We start from the raw sequence: 18,393 nt of genomic DNA, 5'->3' as shown, positions 1-18,393 counted from the left end.
AATTGAGGACAACGAGATGAAAGGCAATTTTTCGAGAATGACATTTACCCCGGATAAGCAATTCCTGCGGGTATTGATGCAACAAGGCCGGGTGCAGTTGGATGCAGACTGGAACGAGCAAAGCGCGATCCTGTTGCACTATTTGCAGACGCTGGCGACCGATTTGATTGGTCCTTACGCCGGACCGGCTGCGGCGTTCGGTTTTGAAATCAATAGCAAGCCCAAACCCAAGGCCGGCGATTTCAACATTGGACCTGGGCGCTATTATGTTGATGGCCTGCTCTGCGAAAACCCAGCACAGCGGCTGACCTATCTCAGCCAGCCCAACTATCGTCTGGACGAAAAAGCCGGTCCGTTGCAGTTTGGCAGCTATCTGGCGTATCTGGACGTTTGGGAACGACATATCAGCTATCTGGAAGACGACGATATCCGCGAAAAAGCCCTGAACGGCGCCGATACTGCTAGCCGCTCGCAATTGGTGTGGCAGGTCAAAACCTTGGAATTGCCGGAAGGTCTGGATTGGCGGGAGGCCTTGAATAGTCGGTTGATCGTCAGCCAAGCCTGTCTGGCTGCGCAAGTCAAACCGGCTGACGCGCCGACCGATGCTTGTTGCCAACAGCCGGACGCCCGCTATCGCGGCCAGGAAAATCAGTTGTATCGGATCGAGATTCACAGCCCAGGCGGCGGCGAAAGCCCGGCGACTTTCAAATGGTCGCGGGAAAATGGCGCGGTGGCCTTTCCGGTGACCAACCTCGTTAGCGATGCCGCCGTCGCAACCTTGACCGTGACGCTGGAGCATTTGGGCCGCGACGATAAGTTGACCTTAACCGAAAAGGATTGGGTGGAATTGCAAGACGACGACAGCGTGTTGCTGAACACCGTTTCTCCGCTATGTCAGGTTACGGCGATCGATCGAGTCAATAAAATCGTCACCTTGGCCGGTACCAATCCGTTGGTGTATCGGGCTGACCGGCACCCGCTGTTGCGGCGCTGGGACCAGCAGGGCGATGCCGAAGGTCTGGCGATCAAGCCGGACGAATGGCTGCCGGTCGAAGCCGGCATCGAAGTCCGGTTTACGATTAACGGCGAATTGCGCGGCGGCGATTACTGGCTGATACCGGCGCGCACCGCCACCGGCGACATCGAATGGCCGGGCCGGGACGACGGTCAGGGCAACCGCGTCGCGTTGTCCAAGCGGCCGGCCGGCGTCGAGCACCACTACGCGCCGCTGGCGCTGATCGAGGTCGGAGAAGGCGATGTCGTAGCCGTCACAGAAGACTTGCGTTGCGGTTTCTCGCCGCTGTCCGCGAACTGCAAAAACAGCCTCGGCCGGCGGCTGGGCGACGGCGCCGGGATCGATGCGTTATGCCAGGACAACCGGGATCGCTAGTCGGGGCGTGGTAATCGTTCCGGACTTGATGCGCGCTTTCAGTCTTACGCGGCCTTCGACCATGCCAATAGTTCCAGCACCCGCGCCGAACCGCGTTGCTGCAAATGACCGATGATTTGCTAGGGGGTATAAGCCTTTACCCTACTTTGTCAGATTTAAGCAACGCCGTCATGTCCGCCGGGATGCGGGCATCCAGTGCCATGGATGGCAAGCTTCGAACCGCCCGTGAGGTCCGGATTTCGGCAATCCCTGCCGAAACGACGAGCACTACCGAGAATCCGACCAATAAGAATTAAACCGTTGCATGTCCCGGCTCAAATCCGTCGACGCGGCGATCAGCTGAAACGGTTTTCCATCATCACGTAACCGTAAAGCTGGAACCCGCTGTCGTAAGGCAAAGTCCGTCAGGAACCCAGCACGATATTTACCGTCGCCGGGCGAGTAAACAGCGGCAGCCACCGGTTGATCGTCGCAGTCAGGAAGTGCGGGCTTGGATTTTGCAGGACTCGGTAGCGGCTGCGGGTCATGGGCTAAGGAGAGTTAGTTGGAACGGAAACTCGCGCTTCTGAGAGTTGGGATTTCCAAGCTCCGGCTTGGGAGTCGACACTATCACCAGTTCCGAACCATATTTTGCGTGAGCACAAACATCCGTGCCCACCATTACGGAATTTAAGCGCCTAAGCGATAAGGTAAGGCGGTGTCCGTATATCCGGCCAACATGGAGTAGACAAGGCCGTTATTCTTTAACAAACTGTCGACCGTTGCTTGGCTTACACGGAAATGCTCAGCGGCTTCTTCAATTGCGGATTCCGAATAATCTCCGTCCAAGAAACCTTTCAGCGCATCTATCGGACAAAGAAATTCGGCGGCGAATGCGCGTTGATATTTTTGCCTCGACGTGGATAAATCGGTGCTTGTAAGCCAATGGTGATTGGCGTTGCTTGTCAAAACGAAATCGCCTAATAGGCGTGCCAATTCAAAACGTTTTGCTTGAGGATGTTTTTTTCGTGGTACAAACTTGAAGTGCTCGCCGTTTGTAGGTATTGCAACAGTGGCACTACTACGTGTTAGAGGCACCCAACCTTCGACGTTGTCTTCCGTTAGGCCCAGCAAGCCGTAAAGCTGTTTGTTGTCGATGGCAGCTTCTTCGTTACTTAAACATTGGCGCAATTTTCTTGCGGCGGCTATGGCTCGTTGCCACGGCAGCCCGGTCGAGGATTCAGATTCGGCCAACTGCGGCATTTCCGGCTTTCCGGTTAGTCCGGGACCTTCGATTATCTCGTCAATGGCTTTCAGAGGTTCGGTGCCGGCTGTTCTGCCATATACCGGCGCCAATTCGGTTAGCGCTTCTGCTCCCATGCGTTGCTCAAGTTTTTGAGCATGCGCCATTATTGCGTCAGGGCATTCGTCCGGATCGTAGCCTAATTCGGCTTCCAGCTTTCGGTAGTCGGCACTCTGAGGATCGGCAATTTCTTCTTGAATTAACTGCCAGAGGTTATACAAGTGACTGTTCTTGCAATCGACGGCTTCCAGGCGACTTATAACGGACTCGACAAACCCAGTTACACTACGCTGAAAATCAGCCAATTTGACAGAAGCGTGGGCATCTAACTTGTTCAAGTATTTGACGGATTGTTGAATCGTAGCGCAGGACGGTTCGGCCCAAATTTGTATGACCTCGCTATCCGATGCAAATACGGCTTTTGGCCATACGAAGCCGTGGTTGGCGGCACCGATTTCGTGTGCCATTCGCCAATCAACAGAGGGCGGTTTTCCATGGGCGGGTAAAGGTTCGAAATTGAGCCGCCACCATGACGAGGCTAGCCACATTGCCAAAGGGTAAGCAGATACTAAAACCGAATCGCGTACCGATTTGGCCCAAATGTTGTCGTTTCTGGTCAGGTTGACATTGCCGACATGCAAAGCCAATTCAGCCATAGTATTGGCGAGTTCCGGGACATCATGTCCGGCAGCCGCCCAGTCGAAGTTAAATTTAAGTTCAGCCATTAGACAGCTTCCATCGTTTAATCACTTCGTTTGCCATTGGGTCGGATTCCGGCATAGGGTAGCCGTGATAAGTGCCTTGTTCTTTGTTATCGAGTTGCGCTTCCAATGCTTCGCCCTTTTCTGTAACTGACCAGATATTTTGCGGCCAGTCGCCGTGATAACGCTCGCTGACCAGTCCTTTTTGCAAGCCCAATTTCAATAACGATTGGGCTATACGCTTGGAAAATATATTGACCGCATCGCACAGAGATTTCCCCGGACGCGCTCCGCTAGGCGGTGTAAGTCCAAAGTCGCCGGGGTTTTGTTTATGTTCCGGATTGCCGACGTATTTCACTTGTTTCGCAAGCTCTTTGCATTGTTGGCGTTCGGAAACAGTTAGCTCTTTGATTACGCGCTTGTTGTTAAACTGCTGGTATCTTCTTTTCATTATTATGCAGTTAACGTAGATTTCAAGCGGCTCATATTTTCCTTCTAAGAAATAGATACTTAAATGAAATATACCAAACATCAGCAGTACTTAAAAATCTTTCATTAGACGAGTTCAACCCATTCCGGTTTCATGGTCAGATTTTCCGCTTGTTCCCCAACTGCAGTTTGGGAACCAGATCGACCGTCGGGTCGATAGCTCACTCCAACTCATCATCTATTCCAAGCGCCCGCATTTCCAAACCTTCAATCTCCTGCAAATCGCCGAACATGCCGACCGTCGCGTTCAGCCTAATACGATAGCTGGGCTTCATTGGCTATGTTTTTTTCGCATTGAGGCCAGAAATTGCTCTTGGTTGAAATCCTCCTGCAACGGGCTGTCTTCGCCGGCTTGTAGCTTGGCTCTCAATGTTTGCAGCTTAAGTTCCTCTTCTTCCAGTTTACGCAAACCGGCGCGAACGGCCTTGCTGTATTTTTTCCTGCACGAAGTTATCAAAGTGGTCGCCTAAAGTGACGGAAGTATTTCCAGCCATGATCTCGCTACCGATAAGGCGTCGATGTATTAGTTATTAATGTAGACCGCCGCTGGCGCCAGACTCAAGTGTGCCGACGATTCCACCGGTTCCCAGGCTTTGCAGGGGCGGAGCTTGCCGGCGAGGCATCCCCAAGTTCGGCGCTTGGGGATGGGCAAAATCACCAGGGGTTGGATATTTGGCAATTCTGCGCGGTGACGTTGACCCAATTGGCCGGTGCATTCGGGACGACGCCGCCACCCAGTCCGCCTGGCGCATATCGGCCGCTCGGCGCGGTACCCCCGGCAACCCAGGCGATGTTGTTATTGACTTCGTACTTCACGCTCACGCCAAAGCCGGCCACGCCCGCAACTACCCGGTCCACCTGGACCGCTGCGGCGTTTGCCGCGTTATTGAGTCCGGGGCCATTCAGCCGGTAGAGCGTGCTGGTATTCACATTCAGGGCGCCGATTAAAGGCCGCAATTCATTGACGACGTTCGCTCGCTGCGGACTGTTACAGAACACCAGGATGTCGCCCTGAATTCTAGGTCCCTCGGTACGGGCGATGAACATCCCAAATTCGCGGTGTGCGTCGGCATATCTTGCCGGCGTTTGAGGAATGTGGATGGCGTATAGCTGTTGGTTGGTTACGAACACGACGCCGATGCAGGTGACAAACCCGGTGACGCCGACGGTTGTGTTGTGTACGCCGAATTCGTACATATTGGAGTAGTACATGCTGTGTCCTCGTAGTGCCGGCCGCCGCCGGAAAGACTTAAAAAGCGCCCGGCGCGATCGCGGTTGTTGTGGCAATCGGCGAGGCTTACGCCGCCGGAAAACCATGGAGGTGGACCGGGTGGAGCGGCAACGATACCCGGCTTTCTCGGCTTCCAGCTGGATTCTATTATCGGTCACGCCAGAGTGTTCCCACAAACCGGGCTTCAATTTATTGTTCGTTAGCGACCTTTGGAAACGCGGGTAAGCGCCGATTTTGACGGGTCCTTGCCTATCCGTGCGCCGTGGTTTTCATCGGCGTCAATGAGGGCGGCGATCGATCCGGCCGCGTAGCAGGCTTTTTGCCGGCTAACTGGTTAATCGTTAACCAAATTTAACATCGGGAAACATTCGGTCAAATACCGGGAAAAATTCCCTAAGCCATTTCGCGCCGCTTCCCGAGAATAGCCGAGAAAAATTCTTTCTTAATCTCGGAAAAAAGGACGCAATATGAGTTACCTCCCAAAATCGTTTAGCCGTTCCGTCAATTCGCTGGCTCTGGGTATCGGTCTGGCCTTGAGCCAAGGCGCGGCGGCGGCCACGCTGGATCTGGATTTCAGCTACCGCATGACGCCGGGCGCGGGCGCGCTGGGCACCACGATCGCCACGGCTCATTTCGAAGACGTGATTACCAGCACCGGGTTTAAAGGCATCGACTTGACCCTGACCAACGTCGCGTCGGATCAGGTACCCGGCGTTGGCTCCACCAGCTATATCTCCGGGTTGTTGCTGGCTTTCGATTTTGCCGACGAAGAATTGCCCAACATCATTATCGAGCAATTCGATGACGACAACGCCCAATCCGACCGCTGGGAGCCGCAAGAAGACGTCGCGACCGTCGACGGCTTTACCTTTACCAGCGAATTGGGTTTCCCCAAAGGCACCTCGAATCCGTCTTCCTCGACCAGCTTGGCCAGTTTGCGGGTCGGCGACAGCGCGCATATCCAGTTTTGGTGGGATACCGGACTCGAGCAGGGCGACTTGACCGTCGCTTCGTTGGTCGAAGCCTTGCGCGGCGGGTCGGCAGACGCTGCTATTCCGGACATCATGGCGGCCGTCAAAGTCCGTAGCTTGGGTGCGATTACCGGCGGCGAAAATATCGAGTCGGTCGCGACCTTGGTGGTCGGCGCCGTCGAGCCGACCGCCGCGCCGGTGCCGGTCCCGGCCGCGTTGCCGTTATTCGCCTCCGCCTTGGCCGGCTTCGGGGTATTGCGCCGCCGCCGCGCTTAAACCGTTGTTAGCGCCGCGCCGCCTCCAGGCACTGCTCCCGCCGGGAGGCGGCGCGGCCGCTAATGCTTGGCTGTTTTTTCCATTTCAATTCAAACAATAATAACGATGAAACTTTCAACGAAATCCTGGCTGGTGGCCGGCGCAACCCTTTTGAACCTGTCCGCCGCGTCCGCAGCGACCACCACCCTGAACTTTAATTACATCGCCACCAATCTGTACGGCAGCAGTGGCGTCGCTAACGTCGCGAGCATTACCGTGACCGATTTGGCCGATCTGGGCTTGAACGGCGAGGGCTACGGCGGCGTGCGGGTGCAATTGACCGCCGGCGACCTGGCGCAATTTTCCAGCGGCGTGGCCGGTACCAAGGTGTGGATCTCTTCGTTCGAACTCAATTTTCCCGGCACCTCCACCGACAACGGTTACGAATTCAATAACCAGCATTGGAGCTATGTCAGTGGCGTCAATCTGGCGCCGGTCACTTCCGGCGGCTTGAGCGGCGGCATCGAATGGCAGGAAGACGGTGCCACCGACGGTTGGGGCGCGGCGGCCGGCGATCCGGCCTTCGAACAAGAGTACAACTTCAGCGCCGAGACCTTGTTGGCCGGCACCAGCAGTACGATAGACCTTTACAACAGCGCCGGCTTTTCCGGCATCAGCGTGGCGAATTTACTGAATCCGGCCAACGCCGTCGAAAACGCCTTGCACCCGGAGCAAGCGGACGCGCTGGGCTGGATCAAATTGCGCGGCACCGGCAACGCCGATCCCGCCTTGCGCGGCGTTGCCGGCAGCGGCTTCTGGGGTAACTCGGCCACCGGCGGCAATCCGGCGCAGTATCGTTTGAACGTGCTGGCGATGGCGATGGCGCCGGTCCCGTTGCCCGCCGCGCTGCCGTTATTTTTATCGGCGCTGGCCGGCATCGGTTTGATCGGCAAACGTCGGTCGCGCTGAAAGCTAGTCGCGCGCCCGGTCGGCGCGTCGGTTCAACCGGGTTGCGGCCCTATCGGTCGCAGCCCCCCATGTTTATCAAGTTCATGAAGCCATTACAGCAGTCCGCCAAGCCGGTGGCCTTTGCCTTTCTGTGCGCCGCGTTCGGCGCCGAAGCCGCCGAATCCGAGACGGCCGGTCACGATACCCTGGAAGCGGTCGAAGTCGTCGACGTGACGCCGGTACACGGCGTCGGCCTGGACAAGGACAAAATTCCCGCCAACGTGCAAACCGCCACCGACCGCGATTTGGATCGATCGGAAGCCAACGACCTGACCTCGTTCATGAATCGCACCACCGGCAGTGTGACGTTGAATGCCGCGCAAAACAATCCGCTGCAACCGGACCTGAATTTTCGCGGCTTCACCGCGTCGCCGTTGCTGGGTTTACCGATGGGGATGAGCGTGTATGTGAATGGCGTGCGCTATAACGATCCGTTCGGCGATACCGTCAACTGGGACATGCTGCCGGAATCGATGATCAAGAGCATGAACGTGTTCAGCGGCGCCAATCCCTTGTTCGGCTTGAATACCTTGGGCGGCGCGGTATCGCTGCAAACCAAGAACGGTTTCAATTCGCCGGGCCACGAGTTGGAGGCTTACGGCGGCGCCTGGGGCCGCAACGTGGTGTCGGCCGAAAGCGGCGGCAACGACGGCAGTCTCGGATATTTCGTGAATGTTCGGCGCTTCGCCGAAGACGGCTGGCGGGATTCCTCGCCGTCCGAGGCCATCAATGTCTACGGTTCGCTGGGCTGGCGCTCGGACAAATCGTCGCTGGATTTCAGCGCTTTGTACGGCAACAGCGACTTGATCGGCAACGGCGCGGTCCCCACCGAATTGTTGCGCGACAACCGCTCGGCGATATTTACCTCGCCCGACCGCACCGAAAACGACATGAAATTTTTCACGTTGGAAGGCACGCATTGGCTCAACGACAAGGTGCAACTGGCCGGTAACGCGTTTTACCGCGATACGGTGACGCGATCCTTCAACGGCGACGATACCGCCTACATCGATTGTTCCGAAGCCGGCGCGCTGTACGACCGCAATCTCGACGGCTTGCCGGCCTATCCGCTGTTTCCTGGCAGCGACGGTTACAGCGGCGATAGCTTTTGGTCTTTCCTGGCCAGCCAGGGGATTTCCCGCGAACGCGCCGAGCCGGGCGACTGTCCCGACGACATCGCCGGCATGGCCGGTTCCGACATCCTGTCGCAATGGATAGTCCGCGACCAGAACGGCAATCCGGTCGGTTACGACGATCCCGATCACCCGTTGAACGCGATCAACAACATCAGTACCCGCAAGCAAAAAAGCTTCGGTGCCACCGGTCAAGCCACGTTTCAGCATAAATTGTTCGGTTTGAACAATCAGTTGATTACCGGTTTCGGTTACAACCGGGGTGTCGTCAACTATGGCTCGCAGGTGGAAATCGTCCGTTTGTTGGGAGACCGCAGTACCAGCCGCTCCGGCATTTTCATTCCGGACGACGCCACCGGCCTGAAAGGCGGGACCACGACTTGGTCGGCGTTTTTCAACGATGCGCTGGACTTGACCGACCGCGTGACCTTGAGCTTCGGCGGTCGCTTTAACGATACCGTGATCCGTTTGCTGGACAGCTTGGGCAACAGTCCGGAATTGAACGACAACCACGCTTACAGCCGTTTCAACCCGTCAGCCGGTTTGACCTGGAAAGTCACCGACAAACTGGGCGTTTACGGCGGTTACAGCGAATCGGCGCGAGCGCCGACCATCGTCGAACTGGCCTGTTCCGATCCCAACGCCGAATGCCGGCTGCCCAACGCCTTTTTGGCCGATCCGCATTTGCAGCAGGTCGTCGCCGAAAGCTTCGAGGCCGGATTTCGCGGCCAGCTCGATAAGGACACGGCCTGGAACGTCGGGTTTTTTCATACCATCAACAAAAACGACATCATTTTTCAATCCACCGGCGGCGCGACGTCCAATGTCGGGTTTTTCTCGAACGTCGGCGATACCCGCCGGGTGGGCATGGAAGCCGGTTTGTCCGGCGTATTCCGGGAAGATTGGCGTTGGTATTTGCGCTACAGCTTCGTTGACGCCACTTTCCAGAACAACTTCTTCGTCAGCAGTCCCACCCATCCGGCCCGGATCGAAACCTTCGGCGCCAACGGCGAATACAGCGCGGTGATTCCGGTGGAAAAAGGCGATCGGATTCCCGGTATTCCGCAGCACAGTTTGAAACTGGGTTTGACCGTGCCGGTCACGACGGCGCTGACGGTCGGCGGCGACGGCCTGTTCAATTCCGGGCAGTTTCTGCGCGGCGACGAAGGCAATTTCCTGGGTTCGACCGATCCCTATTTCGTGATGAATCTGCACGCCAATTATCAGTGGACGCCGAATCTGGCGACCTTCCTGATCATGGAAAACGTGTTCGACACCGATTACGAGTCCTTCGGCATGTTGGGCGAAGCCAACGAGTTGCCGGGCTTTCAAAACTACAGCAACCCGCGCTTTCTGGGACCGGGCGCGCCGTTCGGCGGCTGGGTCGGCGTGCGGTTGAAATTTTAAGCTTTGCGCGGAGACGCCATGAACAAACCATTATCGGCGCTTTGCATCGCCGCGACTCTGATTGGCGGCGCGGCCGACGCCGCCACACTGGACCTGGTATTCAATTACCGGCTGACGCCGGCCGCCGGTACCGGCCAGACCGTCGCCACCGCGCATTTCGAGGACGTGATCGACACGAACGGCTTGCCGGCCGTCGATTTGCGGCTGACCAACGTCGCGTCCAATCTGGTGCCGGGCGTCGGCGCCACCAGCTATATCTCGGGACTGTTGCTGGCCTTCGACTACACCGCGCCGGAATTGCCCGGCATCGTGGTCGAACAATTCGGCGACGACAGCGCCCAGTCCGATCGTTGGGAACCGCAGGAAGACGTGGCCACCGTCGATGGCTTTACCTTTACCAGCGAATTGGGTTTCCCGCGTTCGGAGACGCCGAGCAGTGTCGGTGCCCGCTTGGCGGTCGGCGAAGTCGGCCATATTCAGTTTCAGAACGACGGTAGCCTGCCCAATGCCTTGACGGTAGACAAACTGGTCGCGGCGATACGCGGCGGCGGTGCCGATGCCGGCGCGCCGACGGTACTGGCGGCGGTCAAGGTGCGCAGTCTGCCCAATCTGACCGGTGGCGAGACGATAGAATCGGTGCCGACCGTCGTGATCGCGGCCGGCGTGCCCAGCGTCAATCACGCGCCGACCGCCGATGCCGGCGCGGATGCGGCCGTCGATACCGGCGCCACCGTGCAACTGGACGGCAGCGCTAGCAGCGATCCGGACAGCGACGCGATCGCCGCTTATCAATGGACGCAGCTATCCGGCGAGACGGTGATGCTGTCCAGCGCCACCGCGCAACGGCCCAGTTTTACCGCGCCGGCCACCGCCGGCACGCTGGTGTTCGCGTTGGCCGTCAGCGACGGTAGTCTGCAAAGCGATCCGGATACCGTGACGATCACTGTCAACGCCGGCAATAACAATCCGCCGCCAAGCAATCGCGCGCCCAGCGTCGATGCCGGCGCCGACCAGTCGGTGGCCGAAGCCAGTCTGGTGACCTTGGCCGGCAGCGCCAGCGATGCCGACGGCGACGGTTTGAGTTATCAATGGGAGCAGACCGGCGGTACCGCCGTCAGCTTGCATAACCCGCAAAGCGCTACGGCCAGCTTCACCGCGCCCTGGCTGGCCAGCGGCTCGGAAACCCTGAGCTTCAAACTGACCGTGACCGACGATGCGGCTAGCCCGGCCTCGGCCGAAGCGACGGTTGATGTGGTCGTCAACAACGACGACGGTTTGCTGGATTGCTCGCAAGCCAGGCCCAGCAAAACCTACTTATGGTCGCCGAACGGCGCGATGCAAAAAGTGCTGATTCAGGGTATCACCGGTCCCGGTATTGATATCGCCAAACCGAATTACGATTTGCGTATCGATGCGGTAAGCCAGGACGAACCGTTGAAAAACCCGGCGCTGAAAGACAAAACCAGTCCGGACGCCAAAATCACCCGCACCAAGCGCAGCGCGAAAAAGCCGCTGGCGCTGGATGTATTGCAATTGCGGGCGGAGCGCCAGGGCCTGCAACCGAAAAACCAGGCTTTCACCGGCAACGGCCGGGCTTATCGGGTGGCTTTTACCGCCAGCTACGCCGGTTTGTCCTGTCAGGGCGCGGTCAGCGTGATGGTGCCGCCGACGCGCGGTAGCGCGGTGACCGACGACGGTCAGCAATACGACGCCACCCGGCGCTAGCGGTCAAGATGGTCGCCGGCGGCTGGTCCGAGTTTGCGCGGGGCAGGGTGGGCTGCGTTTAATTCTCGCTCGCCTAGAGGCAATCCTGTCAATCTCCGGCGCGGGCGCGGCCGGAGCGGCGCTTAAATCCGTATCGGCGGGATAGCGACGTGCGGGCAATGTATCAGCCGTTTGCTCGAAATTGGCCGATCTGAGCCAATTTCAATACAATGCCTCCCAAACGGTATTCGGGAGTGGTGGTGGCGACGTTATTTTGGTTACAAACCGGCGCATGCGGCGGCGAATCGCTGGCGATACTCAGTGCCCAATCGCCCAGCATCGAGCAACTGTTCGCGACGCACGGCGTCGAGCTGCTCTGGCATCCGTCCTTATCCAGCGCGTCTATGCGCGAGCACGACCGCCTGATCGAAGCCATAGGCGCCGGAGAACGGGCGCTGGATATTCTCTGCGTCGAAGGCAGCATTGTCACCGCGCCGCGCGGCACCGGCTTGTACGACAGTTATCGCGGGCGGGCACGGATGGAGATTGTCCGCGAGCTGGCCCAGCGCGCCGGCGTCGTGGTGGCGATGGGGACTTGCGCGGCGTTCGGCGGCGTGCATGCCGCCGCGCCGAATCCCAGCGACTGCATCGGCTTGCAATTCGATCGTGACCTGCCGAGCGGTCTGCTGCCGGCGGAATGGCGCTCGCGGCGCGGCTGGCCGGTGGTCAATCTGGCCGGCTGTCCGGCCCATCCGCATACCATGACGCAAACCCTGGCCTGGCTGGCGGCCGGCATGCCCTTGCCGCTGGACGAGCTGAATCGGCCGCTGGCCTTTTTCAATACTGTCGTGCACCAAGGTTGCACCCGCAATGAGTACCACGAATACGACATCGAAGATACCGAATTCGGCGGCAAGGCGTGTCTGTTTTTTAATCTGGGTTGCCAGGGACCGATGACGCAAGCGGTGTGCAACAGCGACTTGTGGAACGGCGTAAACAGCAAGACCCGCGCCGGCGTGCCGTGTTTCGGCTGCACTTCGCCGGATTTTCCGCGTGAAGTCGATTTGTTCAGCACGGAAAAAATCGGCGACATTCCGGTGCGGCTGCCGATGGGCGTGGAACGGGCGCGTTACATGGCTTACAAGAATCTGGCTAGGGCGGCCGCGCCGGCGCGGGTCGAGGGCAAGGATATGGACGTCTGATGGCGCGGGTCGAGCTAAATGTCAATTTGAACCGGGTCGAGGGCGACCTGGAACTGGCGCTGAGTCTGGAAGATGGCGTGGTCGTGGAAGCGCGCACGGTCGGTACGCTGTATCGCGGTTTCGAACAAATTCTGGTCGGACGTAGTCCGCGCGACGCCTTGGTTCTCACACCGAGAGTATGCGGGATTTGTGGCACCGCGCATTTGTACACGGCGGTGCTGGCCTTGGAGCACGCCTGGCGCGTGCCGGTTCCGGCCAATGCCACCCGGATTCGGAACGTTTGCCTAATCGCGGAAGGCATCCAAAACGATTTGCGGCAAACTTTCTTGTTCTTCGCGCCGGATTTCCGCAACGCCCGTTACCGCGACCGGCCGTGGTTCGCGGCGGCGGAGGCTGAGTTCGCGCCGTTCGCCGGGCGCGTGCACCGGGAAACCTTGGCGATTACCCGAAGGGTCGTCGAAGTCGTCGCCCATTTCGGCGGGCAATGGCCGCATTCGTCGTACATGGTGCCGGGCGGCGTCACTTCGCCGGCCGATGCCCGCCGATTGCTTGCCTGCCGGACGATCTTCGCCGAAGTGCGCGAATGGTACGAGCGCATCGTGATCGGCGCGCCGCTGGACGAATGGTTGGCGCTGGATAGCGCCGCCGGTTATTTCGAGTGGCTGGAGCGGCCGGCGCATGCCGCCAGTGCATTGGGCTTGGTGAGCCGTTGCGCGCGCGACCTGGGTTTGCATAGGTTGGCGGCCGGTACGCCGCACATGATCAGCTTCGGCGCTTGGTGCGATCCGGCCAACTGGGATGCGCCGCACAGCGCCCGATTGATGCCGGGCGGATTCTACGACGGCGATACCGGGCGTATTGCCGAACTCGACCAAGCGCTGATTAACGAGCACGTCCGCCATTCCTGGTTCCGGCCGTATTCGGGCGGTCGCCATCCCTGGCAGGGCGAGACGATTCCGGATTACCAACCGGGCAGCGATCGTTACACCTGGGCGAAAGCGCCGCGCTACGCCGACAAGGTCGTGCAAACCGGCCCGTTGGCCGAATTGCTGATCGGCGGCGACGCCTTAATTGCCGATCTTTACGCGACCGAAGGCGGCAACGCCTGGTTGCGGCAATTTGCCAGGGTTCGCCGCATCGCTTACGAATTGGCGCAGGCCGAACGGCATTTGCACGAATTGGCCGAACATCTCGGCGAGCCGCATATCGCCAATCCGGCCAAGCATGCCGAAATCGACGGCGAAGGCTACGGCCTGATCATGGCGGCGCGCGGGGCGCTGGGACATTGGCTGCGGATACGCGGCGGCGTGATCGAAAAATACCAGATCGTCACGCCGACCGCCTGGAACGCCTCGCCCCGCGACAGCGCCGGGCTTCCCGGCCACTGGGAGCAAAGTCTGGTGGGGCTGAGCGTGGCCGACCCCGACGATCCGGTTGAAATCGGCCACGTGATCCGTTCTCACGACCCTTGCCTGGTCTGTACCGTGCATATGCTGGAAACCGGCAAACGCTGGCGTTTCCTGCCGTGACGGTGACGTTGATGCCGCATATCGTTTGTTTCGGCAATCCGCTGCACGGCGACGACGGCTTCGGCGCGGCGGTGTATACGCGCCTAAGTGAAACTCCGCTGCCGGACGGCTGGCGGGTGTTCGACGCCGGCACCTCGGGCTTGAACGCGCTGTGGTTGTTTCGGGACTGCGGCGAAGCCATCATCGTCGATAGCCTGGCGCCGGGCGCCGAGCCGGGCCGCTTGCGGGAATTGACGGCCGGCGATGTGCTGACCGAAGCCGCGCCGGTCGGGCACGGCGGCGGGGTCGGCTATTTGTTGCAAGCCTTGCAAGCGATGCCCGAGCCGCCGCCGCGCGTCCGTATCGTCGCGGTCGAATCCGCGGACGTGTCGGCCTTTCGGCCGGGTTTATCCGCGCCGGTCGCGGCCGCCGTGGCGCCGGCCGTGGCGCTGATCCGTAGTTACATCGGAGCCGGCGATGACTGACCAGGCCCTGCAAGCCGAATTGGAGTGGCTAAGGTTGGAGCTGGCCGCGTTGCGGCTGGCGAATTCCGCGTTGGAACAGCAAATGGTGAAGGGTGCCGAGCAAACCGACGCGATGATTCGGGCGTTGGAGACGCAAAGCAGCGCGCTAAGGGCGGCGAATCTACGGCAACTCAATCAAACCAATTTTACCCAGCGGGTGATGGACACCACCGGCGCGCTAGTGATCGTGCTGGGTCCGGACGGCAGAATAAGCCAGATCAATCGGCGTTGTGCCGAAGCGATGGGCGAGCAAGCGGCGGCGATAGAGGGTCGCGTTTTGGACGAATGGCTGTTTCCCGACGAATTGCAAACCTTGATGGACCAATTGCCGGAATTGCCGTGGCCGGTGTATTCGCCGTTGTTCGAAACCCTGCGTCGGGCCGACGGTTACGCGGCCGAGCACCGTCTGGCCGATTCGAGCGGCGCGTTCCGCGATTATTGGATGGAAGCAAGCCTACTGCACAGCCCGCAGGGTAAGGAAGAAGGCGCGGTGATTTGCGCCACCGACATCAGTGCGTTGAAGAATCAGCAAAACCGTTTGCGGCGTAGCGAAAGCCTGTTGAAGGAAGCCCAACATATCGCGCAGTTGGGCCATTGGGAGCTGGATTTAGCGGCGGACCGCTTGATTTGGTCCGAGGAAGTTTGCCGGATATTCGAGTTGGACGCGGCGCGGGCGCCGGCCAACTATCAAGCGTTTCTGGCCTTGGTGCATCCGGACGACAGGGCCGCCGTCGATCAGGCCTACGCCGAGTCGCTGAACTCGCCGTGCGCGTTCGCGATCGATCACCGTTTGTTGCTGGCCGGCGATCGAATCAAATGGGTACACGAGCGTTGCGTCACGCATTACGACAGCGACGGCCGGCCGCTACGCTCGTTCGGCACGGTGCAGGACATTACGGCCCAGCGCGATGCCGAGTCGGAGCAGGAACTGGCGGCCAGCGTGTTCGACAACAGCTTGAACGGCATCATGATTACCGATGCGAAGACCCGCATCATCAAGGTGAATCGGGCGTTTTCGGAAATCCTGGGTTACGCGCCGCCCGAGGTGCTGGGCCACAAAGCCAGACTGTTGAAATCCGGTAATCAGGACGCGCATTTTTACCGGAATTTGTGGCGCACTCTGGAACGCGACGGCAAATGGCAAGGCGAGATTTGGGATCGCCGCCGCGACGGCGGCGTGGTTCCTCTGTGGCAGAGCATCTCGGTGGTGCGAGCGATGGACGGCCGCTTGCTGCATTACATCGGCGTGTTTTACGATCTTAGCGAACAAAAGCGCAACGCCGAGCACATTCACCGCTTGGCCTATTACGACGTGTTGACCGGTCTGCCTAATCGCCAATTGCTGAACGAGCGCTGCGAACACGCGTTGCGGCGCGCGCAGCGCGACGGCCAGGGCTTGGCGGTCTTGTTCCTGGATTTGGATCGTTTCAAGCACGTCAACGATACCTTGGGTCATCCGGTCGGCGACGAGCTGTTGCGCGCGGTGGCGCAGCGTCTCAGGGACAGTTTGCGGGAAATCGATACCGTGGCCCGTCTGGGCGGCGACGAATTTATCGTTCTGCTTGAAGACACTCGCCACCAACCGGACATCGAACGGATCGCCGCCAAAATTCTCGGCGCGCTGACCCTGCCGTTTAACGTCGCCGGCCATCGCCTGGACATCGGCACCTCGATAGGCATCAGTCGCTTTCCCGGCGACGGCAACGATGCGACCACGCTGATCAAACATGCCGATTTGGCGATGTACCGGGCCAAGGAACAGGGCAGGGGCAATTTCCAGTTTTACGAAGCTCATTTGACTGCCCGCGCCAACGAACGGCTGCATCTCGAAGGCGAGTTGCGCGAAGCCGTGGCGCGCGGCGAGCTGACATTGTATTACCAGCCGCAATACCGGGTCGGCGACGGCCGTCTGGCCGGCGCGGAAGTGTTGCTGCGTTGGTTTCATCGCGAATTGGGCATGATCCCGCCCGACAAATTCATTCCTATCGCCGAGGATTGCGGTTTGATCGTACCGATCGGCGAATGGGTGTTGCTGATGGCTTGCCGGCAAATGAAGAGTTGGTTGGATTCCGGCTTGAATCTGCCTCGCGTCGCGGTGAATTTGTCCGGCGTGCAAATCGAACGCGGCAATATACTGGCGATGGTCAGCCGGACCCTGGCCTCGACCGGCTTGCCCGCGAGCTGTCTGGAACTGGAAATCACCGAGACCTACATCATGCGTCAAGCCGAGTCCAATGTCGGCGTGCTGGAAGAATTGCGCGCGTTGGGCGTGACCTTGGCGATCGACGACTTCGGTACCGGGCATTCGTCGTTGGGATACTTGAAGCGACTGCCGGTCGCCAAACTGAAAATCGATCGCTCGTTTGTGATGGACATTCCGCAAGACAGCAACGACGTCGCGATTACCCGCGCCATTCTCGCCCTGGGTCAAAGTCTGAAGATGACGGTGTTGGCCGAAGGCGTCGAAACCGCCGAACAGGCGGCGTTTTTACGCGAACTGGAGTGCGACGAAGTGCAGGGTTATTTTTTCGGCCACTGTTTGGATAGCGCTGCCTTCGCCGAGCTGTTGCAAGCGGCGGCGGAGGCTGGCGAATTCAGCTAGCACCGGAGCGCGGGAGAACGGAGCGCGGCTTCCGCCGCGATCGACGCGCCGGCAATCGCCCCGGAACGGCGAGCGGAGCGGGGCATCGACGGCGTTTAACCCAATTCCGCCAGGAGCTGCTCCATCATGCGCTTGGCCTGGCTTTGATAGCCGCCGCCGAACAAATTCAGATGGTTAAGGATGTGGTACAGGTTGTATAGCGTCACTCGGGTTTTGTAGCCGCTGTCCAGCGGATACTCTCGTTGGTAGGCCGCGTAGAAATCGCGACTGAAACCGCCGAACAATTCGGTCATCGCGATGTCCGCTTCGCGGTCGCCGTAATAACACGCCGGATCGTACATCAGCGGTTGGCCTTGCGCGTCGCAGCCGGCGTTGCCGCCCCACAAATCGCCGTGCAACAGCGAAGGGTGGGGGCGGTAATCGCTGAAAAATTCGCCGACGCGTTCCCGCAAGCGTTCGCCCAGGCTTTGCAGCGGGCCGCCATGGCCGTGATCGGCGGCGATGCGCAATTGTTCCCCCAAGCGGCGGTCGCGCCAAAACTCGACCCAGTCGTCGGCGCGATGGTTGAATTGCGGCGTGGAACCTATCGTATTGTCGCGGTGCCAACCGAACCAGGGCTGGCGAATGCGATGCAAAGCCGCCAGCGCTTCGCCGAAACGGCCGGCGGCGGCCGAATGCAGCGGGCCAAGCTCGACAAAGTGCAACACCAGGTAGGATTGGTCGGCGAAACGGCCGTGGCAAATCGGTTCCGGTACCTCGACCGTGCCGGATTCGCGCAGTTCGCGCAGTCCGGCGGCCTCGGCGGCGAACATCTCCGCCAGCGCGGCCCGGTTCAGCTTGACGAACCAATCCACCCCGTCGGCTCGCAAGCGGTAAGCGGCATTGATGTCGCCGCCGCCGACGCTAGCGATGCGCGGATTTTGCAGCGTGCGGCCGGTGGTTTGTTGCAAATGTTGTAATAGTTCAGCGTTCAGGGTCATTTAGTT

13 protein-coding genes and 1 pseudogene are annotated in these 18,393 nt (G+C 59.5%); 9 read left to right on the top strand and 5 right to left on the bottom strand.

Going from position 1 to position 18,393, the window contains the following annotated elements:
* Positions 1-16: 16 nt before the first annotated feature.
* The gene (locus ACQE3E_RS13750; RefSeq protein WP_313730040.1) at positions 17-1,390 is read left to right on the top strand and encodes a DUF6519 domain-containing protein; all 1,374 of its coding nucleotides are present in this window, start codon (positions 17-19) and stop codon (positions 1,388-1,390) included.
* Positions 1,391-2,059: 669 nt separating this feature from the next.
* On the opposite strand, the gene ACQE3E_RS13745 is transcribed toward ACQE3E_RS13750, so the two are convergent.
* From ACQE3E_RS13745 to ACQE3E_RS13730, 4 genes and pseudogenes are all read right to left on the bottom strand, one after another.
* Positions 2,060-3,397: an ImmA/IrrE family metallo-endopeptidase gene (locus ACQE3E_RS13745; protein ID WP_071158128.1), complete on the bottom strand. Its 1,338-nt coding sequence runs from the start codon at positions 3,395-3,397 to the stop codon at positions 2,060-2,062.
* Positions 3,390-3,905 (bottom strand): hypothetical protein, encoded by a 516-nt coding sequence (locus tag ACQE3E_RS13740; RefSeq protein ID WP_254786781.1) that lies wholly within the window; start codon positions 3,903-3,905, stop codon positions 3,390-3,392. Before ACQE3E_RS13740 ends, ACQE3E_RS13745 begins: the two co-directional genes overlap by 8 nt.
* A gap of 228 nt (positions 3,906-4,133) precedes the next feature.
* A pseudogene (locus ACQE3E_RS13735) lies at positions 4,134-4,296 on the bottom strand (type II toxin-antitoxin system ParD family antitoxin); the annotation flags it as partial.
* Between the two features lie 220 nt (positions 4,297-4,516).
* Complete coding sequence (locus ACQE3E_RS13730) at positions 4,517-5,074, bottom strand: hypothetical protein (RefSeq protein WP_313730041.1); 558 nt, start codon at positions 5,072-5,074, stop codon at positions 4,517-4,519.
* 486 nt (positions 5,075-5,560) lie between these two features.
* Here ACQE3E_RS13730 and ACQE3E_RS13725 point away from each other — a divergent pair, with 486 nt between their 5' ends.
* The 8 genes from ACQE3E_RS13725 (at position 5,561) to ACQE3E_RS13690 (ending at position 17,407) form a co-directional block, all read left to right on the top strand.
* The gene (locus tag ACQE3E_RS13725; RefSeq protein WP_427500659.1) at positions 5,561-6,340 is read left to right on the top strand and encodes a VPLPA-CTERM sorting domain-containing protein; all 780 of its coding nucleotides are present in this window, start codon (positions 5,561-5,563) and stop codon (positions 6,338-6,340) included.
* A 105-nt stretch (positions 6,341-6,445) separates the two neighbouring features.
* Entirely contained in the window at positions 6,446-7,288 is an 843-nt protein-coding gene (locus tag ACQE3E_RS13720) for a VPLPA-CTERM sorting domain-containing protein (RefSeq protein ID WP_313730042.1), read from the top strand.
* A gap of 68 nt (positions 7,289-7,356) precedes the next feature.
* Entirely contained in the window at positions 7,357-9,867 is a 2,511-nt protein-coding gene (locus ACQE3E_RS13715; protein ID WP_313730043.1) for a TonB-dependent receptor, read from the top strand.
* An 18-nt stretch (positions 9,868-9,885) separates the two neighbouring features.
* Complete coding sequence (locus tag ACQE3E_RS13710; protein ID WP_313730044.1) at positions 9,886-11,592, top strand: PKD domain-containing protein; 1,707 nt, start codon at positions 9,886-9,888, stop codon at positions 11,590-11,592.
* Between the two features lie 239 nt (positions 11,593-11,831).
* The gene (locus ACQE3E_RS13705; protein WP_064030275.1) at positions 11,832-12,773 is read left to right on the top strand and encodes an NADH:ubiquinone oxidoreductase; all 942 of its coding nucleotides are present in this window, start codon (positions 11,832-11,834) and stop codon (positions 12,771-12,773) included.
* A complete protein-coding gene (locus ACQE3E_RS13700) occupies positions 12,773-14,302 on the top strand; it encodes a nickel-dependent hydrogenase large subunit (RefSeq protein WP_313730045.1) in 1,530 nt (509 codons plus the stop codon). The genes ACQE3E_RS13705 and ACQE3E_RS13700 overlap by 1 nt, the downstream gene beginning before the upstream one ends.
* Before the next feature lie 11 nt (positions 14,303-14,313).
* Positions 14,314-14,766 (top strand): hydrogenase maturation protease, encoded by a 453-nt coding sequence (locus tag ACQE3E_RS13695; protein WP_313730046.1) that lies wholly within the window; start codon positions 14,314-14,316, stop codon positions 14,764-14,766.
* Positions 14,759-17,407 (top strand): sensor domain-containing protein, encoded by a 2,649-nt coding sequence (locus tag ACQE3E_RS13690; protein WP_313730047.1) that lies wholly within the window; start codon positions 14,759-14,761, stop codon positions 17,405-17,407. Before ACQE3E_RS13695 ends, ACQE3E_RS13690 begins: the two co-directional genes overlap by 8 nt.
* 95 nt (positions 17,408-17,502) lie before the next feature.
* Here the strand turns inward: ACQE3E_RS13690 and ACQE3E_RS13685 are convergent, their stop codons facing one another.
* On the bottom strand, positions 17,503-18,387 hold the full coding sequence (locus ACQE3E_RS13685; RefSeq protein ID WP_313730049.1) for a fructosamine kinase family protein: 885 nt from the start codon (positions 18,385-18,387) through the stop codon (positions 17,503-17,505).
* Positions 18,388-18,393 lie beyond the last annotated feature (6 nt).

Origin of the sequence: Methylomonas sp. MED-D (assembly GCF_050276835.1) — a bacterium.
GTDB classification, from domain to species: Bacteria; Pseudomonadota; Gammaproteobacteria; order Methylococcales; family Methylomonadaceae; genus Methylomonas; species Methylomonas koyamae_A.
The sequence above is the reverse complement of the archived record's forward strand: the minus strand, read 5'-3'. Positions and strand labels throughout refer to the sequence as shown.

Excerpts from the sequence above, each read along its gene's own strand:
- ACQE3E_RS13710 (WP_313730044.1), top strand. The coding sequence starts at position 9,886 with ATGAACAAACCATTATCGGCGCTTTGCATCGCCGCGACTCTGATTGGC.
- ACQE3E_RS13730 (WP_313730041.1), bottom strand. The coding sequence starts at position 5,074 with ATGTACTACTCCAATATGTACGAATTCGGCGTACACAACACAACCGTC.
- ACQE3E_RS13740 (WP_254786781.1), bottom strand. The coding sequence starts at position 3,905 with ATGTTTGGTATATTTCATTTAAGTATCTATTTCTTAGAAGGAAAATAT.
- ACQE3E_RS13690 (WP_313730047.1), top strand. The coding sequence starts at position 14,759 with ATGACTGACCAGGCCCTGCAAGCCGAATTGGAGTGGCTAAGGTTGGAG.
- ACQE3E_RS13685 (WP_313730049.1), bottom strand. The coding sequence starts at position 18,387 with ATGACCCTGAACGCTGAACTATTACAACATTTGCAACAAACCACCGGC.
- ACQE3E_RS13715 (WP_313730043.1), top strand. The coding sequence starts at position 7,357 with ATGTTTATCAAGTTCATGAAGCCATTACAGCAGTCCGCCAAGCCGGTG.
- ACQE3E_RS13720 (WP_313730042.1), top strand. The coding sequence starts at position 6,446 with ATGAAACTTTCAACGAAATCCTGGCTGGTGGCCGGCGCAACCCTTTTG.
- ACQE3E_RS13750 (WP_313730040.1), top strand. The coding sequence starts at position 17 with ATGAAAGGCAATTTTTCGAGAATGACATTTACCCCGGATAAGCAATTC.
- ACQE3E_RS13745 (WP_071158128.1), bottom strand. The coding sequence starts at position 3,397 with ATGGCTGAACTTAAATTTAACTTCGACTGGGCGGCTGCCGGACATGAT.
- ACQE3E_RS13700 (WP_313730045.1), top strand. The coding sequence starts at position 12,773 with ATGGCGCGGGTCGAGCTAAATGTCAATTTGAACCGGGTCGAGGGCGAC.
- ACQE3E_RS13695 (WP_313730046.1), top strand. The coding sequence starts at position 14,314 with ATGCCGCATATCGTTTGTTTCGGCAATCCGCTGCACGGCGACGACGGC.
- ACQE3E_RS13725 (WP_427500659.1), top strand. The coding sequence starts at position 5,561 with ATGAGTTACCTCCCAAAATCGTTTAGCCGTTCCGTCAATTCGCTGGCT.